Here is a 12,789-nt window from a genome sequence, read left to right as displayed (position 1 = left end):
ACTACATGAACAGTGCCGCGGCCTTCTTCAGGGCGATCCACACGCCGATCAGGAACGGCACGCCCACCGCCAGCCACGCCAGCATCCCGCCCAGCCCGAAGCCGCCACGGGCCACTTGCTCGGTCCCGGCGCCAGTGGAGGCGGTCTTGGCCAACGCGCGCTCGGCGGCCAGTTCCTCCTCGCTCATGTAGTGCTTCTCGTTGACCGGGCGGATCAGCAGGTTGCAGATGAAGCCCACCAGCAGCAGGCCGGCCAGGATGTAGAGCGTGGTGTCGTAGACCAGGTTGGGCGCCATGCCGCGGTCCAGCTGGAACTGGCGCAGGTTGGTGATCAGCACCGGGCCGATGATGCCGGCCACCGACCAGGCGGTGAGCAGGCGTCCATGGATCGCGCCAACCATCTGCGTCCCGAAGATATCGGCCAGGTACGCCGGGATGGTGGCAAAGCCGCCGCCATACATGGTCAGCACCACGCACACGGCCACCACGAACAGCGCCGCGTAACCCAGGTGTCCCAGCGTGGGCATCAGGCAGTACAGCGCCATGCCCAGCACGAAGAACACGAAATAGGTGGTCTTGCGCCCGATGAAGTCCGACAGCGAGGCCCAGAACAACCGCCCCAGGCTGTTGAACAGGCTGATCAGGCCAACCAGCCCGGCCGCCGCCGCCGCCACCGCCGCCTTCTGCTCGGTACTCAACTCGGTGCCGGCCGGCAGGCCCAGCAGGCCGCCGCCAAACACCTCCTGCAACATCGGCGAGGCCATCGCGATCACGCCGATGCCGGCGGTCACGTTGAGGCACAGCACGCCCCAGATCAGCCAGAACTGCGGGGTGCGCCAGGCCTTGGACAGGTGCACGTGGCGCTGGGTGACCATGCGCGCGGCCTTGTCGCTGGCCGGCGGGGTCCAGCCGGCCGGGCGCCAGCCATCGGGGGCCACGCGGAAGCCGAAGGCACCGGCGCTCATCACCAGGAAATAGATCGCGCCCATCACCATCAGCGTGGTCGCCACGCCGTTGCCGCCACCGGCGTTGAAATGGCCCATCAGCCACACAGCCAGCGGCGCGCCGACCAGCGCGCCACCGCCGTAGCCCATGATGGCAAAGCCGGTCGCCATGCCGCGCCGGTCGGGGAACCACTTGATCAGCGTCGACACCGGGGTGATGTAGCCCAGGCCCTGCCCCACGCCACCGAGGATGCCGCAGCCCAGCCACACCAACCACAGCTGGTGCACGTAGACGCCGATGCCGCCCAGGATCATGCCGCCGCCCCAGCAGAGCGCGGCGATGAAGCCGGCCTTGCGCGGGCCGGCATGCTCCAGCCAGCCGCCCCAGATGGCCGCCGAGATACCCAGCATCGCGATGAACAGCGTGAACACGATGCTCACCATCGGCACCGACCAGTTGCAGGTGGTGGTGGTCAGCTCACCCAGCACCCCCAGGTTGGCGCAGCTGGCGGCCGCGCCATCGGCGCCGGCCAGCAGCTTGGTCATCGGCAGCCAGAACACGCTGAAGCCGTAGGCCATGCCGATGCACAGATGGATGGCCAGCGCAGCCGGAGGCACCAGCCAGCGGTTGAAGCCCGCGCCGGCGATGATGCGTTCCTTGGACATCAGGCTCGGCGCTGCGCCGCGGGTCCCTGCAATTAAGTCTGGTGTGCTCGCCATGAACCCTCCCAAGGTCGATTGGCTGGCGGATCTACGGATCACCCGGACGATTCAATATGTTCCAGATGACATAAGGCGTATCGGACTCGTGACGAGTTTAGTCGGGCATATTGACGCAATGCGGCGTTCCAAGACGCGCCATTGGTCGAATAATCGGCTCTGAACCACCGATGGCACCGGCACACCGGCCGCGCTGCCCCGCACCACCGCGAGATCATCCATGTACAAGGTCGGCATCCGCCCGCAGTGGAGCGTTCAGACCGTCGACGGTCGGGAGTTGCCCGCGCGCCTGATCGAACTGCTGGTCGCCGTGCGCGCGTCCGGTTCGCTGGCGGCGGCGAGCCGCGAGATCGGCCTGTCCTATCGCTATGCCTGGGGACTGCTGCGCCAGGCCCAGGCCCTGTTCGGCGTACCGCTGCTGCGCTCGCAGCGTGGACGTGGCGCCGTGCTGACCCCGCTGGGCGAGCGTCTGGTCTGGGCGGACAACCGCATCGCTGCGCGCCTGTCGCCCATGCTCGACAGCCTGGCCACCGAACTGGAGGCCGAGTTGTCGCGCAACCTAACCTGCGAGACCACGCCACTGCGCCTGCATGCCTCGCATGGCTTCGGCGTGGAGATGCTGCGCAAGACCCTGGCCGCCGCCGACCAGCCCCTGGACCTGAAGTACCGCAGCCCGGACGACGCCCTGACCGCGCTGCGTGCCGGCGCCTGCGACCTGGCAGGCCTGCACCTGCCCATCGGCGGCCTGGAGGGCGAATTGCTGCGTCATTACCTGGACAGGCTCGACCCGCTCGGGGACCGCGTCATCCACCTGGCCATGCGCCGGCAGGGATTAGTGGTGGCGCCTGGCAACCCCAAGCGCCTGCGCATGCTCAGCGACCTGCTGCGTGATGACGTGCGCTTCATCCATCGACAGCCGGGCTCGGGCACGCGCCTGTTGCTGGAATGCATGCTGGCCCGCGAGGGCCTGCCGCTGTCGGCGATCCACGGTTGCGATGCCGAGGAACTGACCCACGCGGCGGTCGCCGCGTATGTGGCCAGCGGCCTGGCCGACGTGGGCCTGGCGCTGGAACCGCCGGCGCGCCGCTACGGGCTGGATTTCGTGCCGTTGATCACCGAGCACTACTTCTTCCTGTGCCAGGCGCGCAGCCTGGATGACCATCAACTGCAGCCGGTGCTGGATCTGCTGCGCAGCGATGGCTTCCGACACGAGCTGGGGCAGTTGCCTGGCTACGACCCCAGCTACTGCGGCACGGTGCAGATGCTGGGCGATGCCTTCCCATCGATGGCCGAGCGCAAGCCCGTACCCACCCTCCCGTAGAGCGGAGCCCGCTCCGCTTGGGCTTCCTCGAAGATCCGGCCTGTAGAGCGGAGCTCGCTCCGCTGAGGCATTCCCGAACATCCGACCTGTAGAGCGGACCTTGGTCCGCTGGGGCTTTCCCGAAAACCTCGCGGACGAGCAGCGGAGCAAGCTCCGCTCTACGCGCGGTTTCGGAGTTATCGCAGCATGTCGGCTTCGCGCAGGACCGCCTGCCCCTGACGTGGTTGGTCAACGCCGGCCCGGTCATCTGCGGACGCGCGGCGCTCCCGAACATCCCATGTAGAGCGGAGCTCGCTCCGCTGCGGCTTTCCCAAATAACCCACCGTAGAGCGGAGCCAGCTCCGCCGGGGCTTTCCCGAACATCCGACCTGTGGAGCGGACCTTGGTCCGCTGGGGCTTTCCCGAAAACCCGGCCAAAGAGCAGCGGAGCAAGCTCCGCTCTACACGCGGCTCTGGGGGTTATTGCAGTACGCCGGTCTCGCGCAGGGCGGACTCGACCTTGGCCTGGTTGGCCGGCTCCAGCTCGGTCATGGGCAGACGCAGCGCACCACCGCAATGGCCCAGGCGCGAGACGGCCCACTTCACCGGGATCGGGTTGGCCTCCACGAACAGCTGCCTGTGCAGCGGCAGCAGCCGCATCTGGATCGCCATGGCGGTGGCGGCATCGCCGGCGATGGCGGCCATGCACAACGCATGCATCAGGCGCGGGGCGACGTTGGCGGTGACGCTCACATTGCCGTGGCCACCACAGAGCATCAGTGCCACGGCGGTGCCGTCATCGCCGGAGTAGATCGAAAAGCCCTCCGGCGCCTCGCGGATCAGCCACTGCGCACGTTCGATATTCCCGGTGGCTTCCTTGATGCCGACGATGCCCGGCAGCTGGGCCAGGCGCAGCACGGTGTCGTGCTGCAGATCGGCCACGGTGCGGCCGGGCACGTTGTACAGGATGATCGGCAGGTCGCCGGTGGCTTCGGCGATGGCGGCGAAGTGGCGGTACTGCCCTTCCTGCCCGGGCTTGTTGTAGTACGGCACCACCTGCAGCTGGCTGTCGGCGCCGACCTCGCGCGCGAACTTCGCCAACGCGATCGCCTCGGCGGTGGAATTGCCGCCGCAGCCGGCCATCACCGGCACGCGCCCGGCGGCCTGCTCGACGGCGACACGGATGATCTCGCAATGCTCGTCCACGTCCACCGTGGGCGACTCGCCGGTGGTGCCGACCACGCCGATGCAGTCGGTGCCTTCGGCCACGTGCCAGTCCACCAGTTTGCGCAGGGCGGCGTAGTCGACGCTGCCGTCCTGGTGCATGGGGGTGACGAGCGCGACGATGCTGCCGCGCAGGGGGGCGTGGGAAGTGGTCATGAAGGCAACGAGGAAGTGACGGACGGAAAGAGCGCCGATTCTAAGCGCCGCGGCGCGCCATCGCGCGCTTCCAGGACGTGTTTTGGCGCGAAACAGGCAGTGTCAGATGCAACCATCCGCCTTGTCGATTTCGCGCGCGCTGCACCGTCGTGTCATCAAACGCGCATCGCTGCACCACCCACTCGCCCAAGGAGAAACGCCTGTGATCCCAAAGAACCTGATCTGCCTGTGGTACGACGGCACCGCGCTGGAAGCGGCCGAGTTCTACGCCAGGACCTTCCCCGACAGCCGCCTCGGCCCGGTGCATCGGGCGCCATCGGACTTTCCGTCCGGCAAGGCGGGTGACGTACTGACCGTGGAGTTCACCGTGGTCGGCATCCCGTGCCTGGGGCTCAATGGCGGCCCGATGTTCAAGCACAGCGAGGCGTTCTCGTTCCAGGTCGCCACCGAGGACCAGGCCGAAACCGATCGGCTATGGAACGCGATCGTGGACAACGGCGGACAGGAGAGCGACTGCGGCTGGTGCAAGGACCGCTGGGGTCTGTCGTGGCAGATCACCCCGCGCGCCCTGACCGAAGGCGTGACCGATGCGGATCCGGCCGTGACCAGGCGCGTGTTCGAGGCGATGATGACGATGCGCAAGATCGACGTGGCCCGGATCCAAGCCGCGCGACGCGGCTGAGCGCATTCCTCAACCAGACCCCCTGCCCGCCTCGCGGCGGACAGGGGGTTCGGTTCACTCCAGTCGAATCGGGATCAGCGCCGAGGCAGCGCGTAGGCGACCACGTCGTTGCCGCGCTTGGTCTTCATGAAGTGATGGCCGGTGGCGGTGATGACCACGTACTCGCGGCCGTTCTGCTCGTAGATCATCGGCATGGCCTGGCCCCCGGCCGGGAGCGGCGCGGTCCACAGGGTCTTGCCGGTGTTGATGTCGATCGCGTGCAGCAGGTCATCGGTCGCCGCGGCGATGAAGATCAGGCCGGACTTGGTCACCACCGAGCCGCCGTTGTTGGGCGTGCCGATATTGATCGGCAAGCCACTGGAGATGCCCCAGGGGCCGTTCTTGCGGGCGGTCCCGAAGGGACGGTCCCACACGGTACGACCGGTGCGGATGTCGATGGCCCGGATCCCGCCGTAGGGCGGCTCGGTGCACAGCATGCCGGTGTACTTCAGCTGCCAGCCGGCGTTGACGTCCACGGCGACCGGCAGGCCCGCCTGCGGATCGCCCGCGCCTTCGGCCTGGGCATCGGCGTGCGGATCGTTGATCACGTCCTTGGCATGCCAGCCCAGCGCGTTGGCCTTCGCCCGCGTAACCAGCTTGTTGTAGTTGGCCATGTCGTTGTAGTTGGCGATGATCAGGCCGCGGGCCGGATCAAGCGCCACCCCGCCCCAATCGATGCCACCGTTGTAGCTTGGGTAATCGATGATCGGGTGCTTGACGCTGGGCGGCGTGAACTCACCGCGGTAGTCGGCCTGCTGGTACTGGATGCGGCACACCAACTGGTCGATCGGGGTCAGGCCCCAGGTCTTGGCCGGGGTCAGCTCGGGCTGGGCCACGGTGGCGAACTTGGAGAACGGCTGGGTCTTGCTGCGCTCGCTGGGCTCGTAGCCGCCCTGCGGCACCGGACGTTCTTCCACGCCGAACAAGGGCGCACCGGTCTTGCGGTTGAGGACGTAGATCTCCCCGTTCTTGGTCGGGAAGAGAATCGCCGGCACCCGGGTGCCGTCCTTCTGCGGATAGTCCACCAGGGTCGGTGACGCACCCGGGTCGTAATCCCACACGTCGTTATGGGTGTTCTGGAAGGTCCACACCGGCTTGCCGGTCTCGATATCCAGCGCCGTCAACGAAGGCGAATACTTCTTCTCGGCGGGCGTGCGGCTACTGGAGTAGTAGTCGCCCGAGGCATTGCCCACCGGCAGGTAGACCATGCCCAGCGTGTCGTCGCCGGTGAAGGAGGTCCACACGTCCGGCGAACCACGCTTATAAGCGTCGTCGTGATCGCGCGGTGCGGTGTTCTCCGGATCGGCCGCGTCCCAGGCCCACTTCAGCTTGCCGGTGTGCACGTCGTAGGCCTTGGTCACCCCGGCCGGGCCGAAGGCACGCTGGCCATCGACGGTCTCGTGCCCCACCACGATAGTGTCGCGGATCACCGCTGGTGGGCTCGAGATGGCCACATACCCGTGGTAGACCTTGCCCATGTCGATGGTGATGTCGACTTGTCCGTTGGTGCCGAAGTCGCTGCAACGCTTGCCGGTCTGCGGGTCCAGCTCGATGACGCGACCGTCCAGGGTGCCCATGATCAGGCGGGACTTGCAGGCTTGCGCGGTGGCGCCTGCGACAGGGGGCGCGGCTGCGGCAGAAGTCGCATCCGCGGGCACTGTCGCCGCATCGGCCACCGGAGCCGGCGTCTGGTCGGCGGGTGTCTGCGGGGCGGCGCCGGTGTCGGTGTAGTAGGCCATGGAGCGGCACGAAGGGGTGTAAGGCACGGACGTGGCCTTGACCCCCGGGTCGAAGGTCCACTTGGTCTTGCCCGTTGCCGCATCCAGCGCCGCGACCTTGTTGAGGTAGCCGCACACATACAGCGTGTCGCCGATCTTGAGCGGCGTGTTCTGGACGCCCCAGCGACCATCGGTGGGCACCTCGCCTACCTGGGCGGTCCAGGCCATCTGGAGGTTCTTGACGTTGTCTGGCGTGATCTGGGTGGCGGTGGTGTAACGGTCGGTCGCCTGGTTGCCGCCGTAGGCGGGCCAGTCGCTCGACGGCAGCGCGCCGTCCACGCTCGAACCGGTCTGCGCGGTGAAGTCGGCATCGCCCGCCGTCGGCACATTGGACGCTTCGGTCACGTGGTGCGGCGCGAACGCCAGGCCGCCGGCAACCAGAAAGGCGGCCACGAGCAAGGCGGTGATGCCGCCGGCCTTGGCGCGCGAGAAACCTGCATGCAGCCCCGGCAGCAGTAGGGAGAACCAGATCGCGAAGACCAGCACCAGCGCAAAGCGCGGCACCCAGCCCCAGTAGTCCAAGCCGGATTCCCAGATCGTGAACAACAAAGTGATTACGAACAGCGCGCCAAACCAGAGCGTGGCACTGGCTTTACGGCGCCATAGCGCTACCGCACTGGCCACGCTGAGCAGGCCGGCGACCAGGTAATACCAGCTGCCGCCAAGTGCGATCAGCCAAGCGCCGCCAATCGTCAGGAAAAGGCCGAATGCGCATAGACACAGCGCGAGAAGCCAACGACCCACGCGCATGGGAGTTGTCTCGGTTTTAAGCATGTTATTTCCTTCGGCAAAGGAGCTCCGCCGCGACGTCCATGCCCGGCCTGGAGATTTACTTGAAGGCCGGCCTTGCGATGGCGAACCTTCAATCAAGGAGTCGCGGGTAGGTTCCTCATCGGCCGCGATGGGGCCGGTGGGCCCACGATTTCGATCCAAGTGGAATGACCGTTCTGTCATTTTGGCCCGCTGGATGCATTCCCACCGTGAATTTTGGTCGAGCGCCCGCTGGTACCGGTCGGTACTGGTGGTCTCATCGCCAAGGCACGATCACTGCAACCTAGAGGTGTGCTTGCGTCAGAACATGCGCAGGTCGATTCTCAGCAGAACCTCTGCGGCGAGTACCTGCGCCGCGCGCGAGATTGGTTGGCGCTGCGCCACCGCATGCGAGCCGTGGTGGGAGGCCGCGCCGCATCGATCCAAATCCATGACGGCCGTGCGCCGAGCGCCGAGGTGATGTGTCCGGCTCGTCAGTGCCGGCGACTTCCGCCTGGGCGACGCGCATCGCCAAAGCCGTATCGAATGCGGCGCCCGGAACATGAGACCCGCATGCGCACCACATGCGGGGAGCCGCATCCATGGGACCCGAGCCAGCGGAGCGACACTGCGCCGTCCACAGCACACCCACTGACCAGGGCTCGCGCGCCAGATCGCTCGGTCAAACCCTCCCGTAGCGGCAAGCCCTCCCCCCGGGATCCTCGTGGGACTGACCATGTGGCAACCGCGGCTCGCCGCGCCAAGCGGTCGACCACCTGGCCGCGTTCCGGCCTCCACGGACGGACCTCGGCAGCTCTGCGCGCCGCGCCGGGAATCGGCAAGCCACGACACGACGTGTCACTAGGCGAACACCAGCTCAAATTTGTAGCGAAACGCTGCCCATTTCTGCGCGGCACTACTCCCGCACAAAGTGATAGCGTTAACGCTGATAGAGGGGACGGCCTTGCGAGCGCATGGCCAACGACAGGGGTAGGCCAGCACCGGCCTCAGAGGGAGCGGAGAACGGGCAATGCCAAACAGCCGATGGTCGCTGCGCCGAGGAGTCGGCCGCAGGGCACTACTCAGTTCCATCGCCACGGCGCTGGTGGGCACTGTGGCGGCGCTGCTGGCCGGCGCGGCCACCGAACGCCACAACACTCAGATGCTCAACGACCGCTTCGCCGACCTCAACCGGCACATGGTTACGGAGATCGGCGATCGCATGGCCATGTTCGAGCACGGTCTTCGGGGCGCGCGCGGGGCGTTGATCGCCACCGATGGCGACATCGGCCGCGAGCGCTTCGTGCGCTACAGCCGATCGCGAGACTACCAACGCGAGTTCCCAGGCGTCCGCGGCTTTGGCTATGCGCAGCGCGTTCCCCCTGACCAGCGCGCTGCCTTTCTTCAGAAAGCCCGGGACGACGGCGCAGAGAATCTGCACATCCGTCAGTTCGCACCGCACGACGGCGAGTCCTACGTGCTTCTGTATTTCGAACCCTACCCAACACAGGGGGGGCCCGCAGGACTGGACCTGGCTTCGGAGCCTGCCCGACGTACCGCGGCCATCGCCGCGGCACGCAGCGGCATGCCCGTCATGACCAGTCCGATCCTTCTGCAATCGGCGCCATTCCATGGCCGGCAGGGCTTCCTCATCCTGCTGGCCGACTACCGCGAAGGCAAGCCCCTAGACACGCCCGACGCGCGCGCGCGCGCAGTGCGCGGCTGGGCGCTGGCAGCCCTGGAGGCCGGCCACCTGCTCACGCACCTGGCACTGCATCGCCGCGACGTCGAGCTCTCGCTGGCCGATACCACGTCGCCTGACGCACCGTTCTTTCGGGTGCATCAGGCGCAAGCGGCGGATGGTACTAAGGCCATCATCAGTGACCTGCCCGTGTACGGGCGCCATTGGCGGCTGACCGCGCGCCCTACCCCGGCCTTCATTGGCTCCCTTAACCAGATCCAGCCATGGTGGGTAGCGGGTGGGATCACCGCGCTGTTCATCCTGTTGGCTGCGTTGCAGTACCAGTATCTGGCCAACCGGTTCCGACGCGCCCAGGTCCTGCGTCATCAGACCGAGTTGGCCTCGCTGGTCAGCCATTCCAGCGAGGCGATCATCGCCGAGGATGCCAAAGGAAGAATCACGCATTGGAACCCGGCCGCCGAACGCATCTTCGGCCATACCCGGGCGCAGGCGCTGGACCAGGAACGCCTGGCCCTGCTCGTGCCCGAGCCCTACCTGCCCCCGCAGATCGCCGAGCTGATGCCGGGCGAGGATCCCAGTCCCACCCTGGTCGAACAGATGCGGCATCGCGATGGACGCGTGGTCTACGTCCTGTCCAGCATCGCCCCCATCGTGGGTCGCCAGGGGCAGACCGTCGGGCACTCGCACTTCGTGCGCGACGTAACCGAGCGGGTCGTGGCCCAGCAGCGCGTCCTGCAGACCAACGCCACGCTGGAGCAGCAGGTCCAAGAGAGGACCAGTGAGCTGGTGCGCTACTCGGCGCTGCAGCATGCCATCCTCGCCCACGCCGGCTATGCCATCGTCGCCACCGACAGGCAGGGGCTGATCACCCTGTTCAATCCCGCGGCCGAGAAGCTGCTGGGCTATTCGGCCCACGACATGATCGGGCGCGGCCATCCCGAGCACTTTCTCGACGCGACCGAACTGGAACGCCGTGCCGAGGACGCCTCGCGCGAGGCCGGCCATCCCGTGGCGCCCCGCCTGGAAGCCATCGCCGCCGAATCCAGCCTGGGACGCAGCGACACCCGCGAATGGACCTATGTGGCCAGCAACGGCCGTCGTCTGCCCGTGCTGCTGACCCTGAGCACGCTGCTGGATGCGCAGGATCAGGTCATCGGCTACCTGGCCATGGCCGTGGACCTGAGCGAGCAGAAGCTGCGAGAGCAGCAGCTGCGCCTGGCCATCGATTCGGCCGAAAACGCCAACCGCTCCAAGTCGGATTTCCTGGCCAACATGAGCCACGAGATCCGCACGCCGATGAATGCCATCCTAGGCATGCTCTATCTGCTGAGCCGCAGCAGCCTGGCCCCGGCGGCCAAGGACATGGTGCAGAAGATCGATGTGTCGGCCCGTTCGCTGCTGGAAATCATCAACGACATCCTGGACTTCTCCAAGATCGAGGCTGGGCGGATCGACCTGGAGATCGCCCCGTTCGATCTCAACCAGTTGCTGGACGACCTGGGCGTACTGATGGGCAACTCGCTGGCGAACAAGCCGGTGGAGATGGTGATCGAGTCGGCGCCGGAAGACTGCCACTGGTTCCTGGGCGACGCGTTGCGGCTGAACCAGGTGCTGATCAACCTGGTCGGCAACGCGGTGAAGTTCACCGAAAATGGCGAGGTCGTGCTCTCGGTGCGAACCTTCCCGGCCGGCAATGCGAGCAGGGTCAAACTGCTGTTCTCGGTGCGCGACACCGGCATCGGCATCTCGCGGGAAAAGCAGGAACTGATCTTCTCGCCGTTCCTGCAGGCCGATACCTCCACCAGCCGCCAGTTCGGGGGAAGCGGACTGGGCCTGACGATCAGCGCACGCCTGGTGGAGCTGATGGGTGGCGAGCTCAAGGTGGACAGCGTGCTGGGCCAGGGCAGCGAGTTCTACTTCGCCATCACCCTGGAGCGCGCAGCGGCCCCCGCGCACGCGCTGCCACTGCCCCAGGCGCCCGCGGTAACCGAGCGGGCGCCGCGCGTGTTGATCGCCGACGACCACGAACTGGCACTGAGCACGCTCAGTGGGATCGCCAGCAGCCTGGGCTGGGAGGTCCGGGCCGTGGCCAGCGGCGCCGAAGCCCTGGCCGAGATCAAGGCCTCGGCCGAGGACCCGTTCGACATCTACCTGCTCGACTGGTGCATGCCCGAGATCGACGGCCTGGATGTGGCCCAGCACGTCCGCGACACCGCCACGCCCGGCTATCACCCGGTCATCGTGATGGTCACCGCCTACGAACGGCGCCTGCTCGAGCAGCAACCCGACCACCCCTGCATCGACGCGGTCATGACCAAGCCGGTCAGCGCCAGTTCCCTGCACCGCACCGTGACCGAGCTGGACCGCCAGGCGTGCCAAGACGCGGGCACCGCCCAGATCGAGTCAACTGAACGCCTGTCCGGCGCGCGTCTGCTCCTGGTTGACGACAGCCACATCAACTGCGAGGTCGCCCAACGGATCCTGCAGGGCGAAGGCGCCTCCGTGGAGGTCGCCCATGACGGCCAGCAGGCGTTGGACATGCTGCAGCGCCAGCCGGACCACTTCCACCTGGTGTTGATGGACGTGCAGATGCCACGCATGGACGGCTACGAGGCCACCGCCCGCCTGCGACGCGATCCGGCGCTGTCGGACCTGCCGGTGATCGCGCTGACCGCCGGCGCCTACCGCCAGCAGCAGGACCTGGCCCTGCAGGCCGGGATGAACGGTTTTGTGTCCAAGCCGTTCCAGGTCGACGAACTGGTGGACATGATCCAGCAGTTCATGCCGCGCACGGTCCGCATGACGCGCCTGGGCAACCTCCCTGCCCCGCCACAGGCGCCGCTTCCCCAGCGTGGCTGGACCAGCAGCGACCCGGACCTGCTCGATGGCGAGCGCGCGCAACAGTTTTGGGAGGAACCGGCGCCTTACCAGCGTTACCTGGCGCGCCTGTTCCATGACGACCCGGACCCCGCGGCGACGCTCGGCGGGCTGATCGAGGCCGGCGACATTGCAGCGGCCATTGCCCTGACGCACAAGCTGCGCGGCTCGTGCGGTTCGCTGGCGTTGCCGCGACTGGGCCAGGCCGCCGCGCAGCTGGAGCACGAGCTCGAGCAAGGGCGCAGCGGACGCGATGCCCTGACCGAGCTGCATCGCGCCGTCGTCGACACGGCGGCGGCCATCGAGGTCTTCCTGCGCCGTAATCGCCTTGAGCAGGCGCCGGACCTAGCCCAGGAGGACACCACCCGGCCGGACATCGCATCCGATGGGGAAGGCGACCCGCTGGCGCGCCTGATCCTGGCCCTGCAGACCGACGACGCGGACCAGATCGAGCAGACGCTCGCCAGCGTCGCCCCCTACATTCCCGAGGAACTGCGCGACCAACTCCAGACGCTGGTGGAGAACTTCGACTTCCGCGTCGCCGAGGATCAAGTCCGCCGCCACCAGGCCGATATCACGTCATGAAGCCCCGAATAATGGAACCCGGTCTCATCGAGC

General features: G+C 67.1%; 6 protein-coding genes. 3 read left to right on the top strand and 3 right to left on the bottom strand.

All coding sequences use genetic code 11. The features are described from left to right. Position 1: 1 nt before the first annotated feature. Positions 2-1,663, bottom strand: a complete 1,662-nt coding sequence (locus tag ACORQU_RS16420) for an OFA family MFS transporter (RefSeq protein ID WP_491642139.1) — start codon at positions 1,661-1,663, stop codon at positions 2-4. Positions 1,664-1,883: 220 nt separating this feature from the next. Between ACORQU_RS16420 and ACORQU_RS16415 the strand changes: the two genes are divergently transcribed. Then, positions 1,884-2,984 carry a substrate-binding domain-containing protein gene (locus tag ACORQU_RS16415; protein ID WP_491642138.1) on the top strand — a complete coding sequence of 367 codons (1,101 nt, stop codon included), beginning with the start codon at positions 1,884-1,886 and terminating at the stop codon, positions 2,982-2,984. Between the two features lie 459 nt (positions 2,985-3,443). Here the strand turns inward: ACORQU_RS16415 and dapA are convergent, their stop codons facing one another. After that, positions 3,444-4,343: a 4-hydroxy-tetrahydrodipicolinate synthase gene (gene dapA / locus ACORQU_RS16410; RefSeq protein ID WP_491642137.1), complete on the bottom strand. Its 900-nt coding sequence runs from the start codon at positions 4,341-4,343 to the stop codon at positions 3,444-3,446. A gap of 202 nt (positions 4,344-4,545) precedes the next feature. On the opposite strand from dapA, the gene ACORQU_RS16405 reads away from it, so the two are divergent. Then, complete coding sequence (locus ACORQU_RS16405; RefSeq protein ID WP_491642136.1) at positions 4,546-5,025, top strand: VOC family protein; 480 nt, start codon at positions 4,546-4,548, stop codon at positions 5,023-5,025. Positions 5,026-5,099: 74 nt separating this feature from the next. On the opposite strand, the gene ACORQU_RS16400 is transcribed toward ACORQU_RS16405, so the two are convergent. Then, positions 5,100-7,592, bottom strand: coding sequence for a membrane-bound PQQ-dependent dehydrogenase, glucose/quinate/shikimate family (locus ACORQU_RS16400; RefSeq protein WP_491642135.1), 2,493 nt, complete (start codon positions 7,590-7,592; stop codon positions 5,100-5,102). 1,030 nt (positions 7,593-8,622) lie between these two features. Between ACORQU_RS16400 and ACORQU_RS16395 the strand changes: the two genes are divergently transcribed. Then, on the top strand, positions 8,623-12,756 hold the full coding sequence (locus tag ACORQU_RS16395) for a CHASE domain-containing hybrid sensor histidine kinase/response regulator (protein WP_491642134.1): 4,134 nt from the start codon (positions 8,623-8,625) through the stop codon (positions 12,754-12,756). Positions 12,757-12,789: the final 33 nt, after the last annotated feature.

The sequence above is a fragment of the Pseudoxanthomonas sp. JC1303 genome, assembly GCF_058448525.1.
This window is presented reverse-complemented; position numbering and strand designations above follow the sequence as displayed.

Excerpts from the sequence above, each read along its gene's own strand:
- dapA (WP_491642137.1), bottom strand. The coding sequence starts at position 4,343 with ATGACCACTTCCCACGCCCCCCTGCGCGGCAGCATCGTCGCGCTCGTC.
- ACORQU_RS16415 (WP_491642138.1), top strand. The coding sequence starts at position 1,884 with ATGTACAAGGTCGGCATCCGCCCGCAGTGGAGCGTTCAGACCGTCGAC.
- ACORQU_RS16400 (WP_491642135.1), bottom strand. The coding sequence starts at position 7,592 with ATGCGCGTGGGTCGTTGGCTTCTCGCGCTGTGTCTATGCGCATTCGGC.
- ACORQU_RS16395 (WP_491642134.1), top strand. The coding sequence starts at position 8,623 with ATGCCAAACAGCCGATGGTCGCTGCGCCGAGGAGTCGGCCGCAGGGCA.
- ACORQU_RS16420 (WP_491642139.1), bottom strand. The coding sequence starts at position 1,663 with ATGGCGAGCACACCAGACTTAATTGCAGGGACCCGCGGCGCAGCGCCG.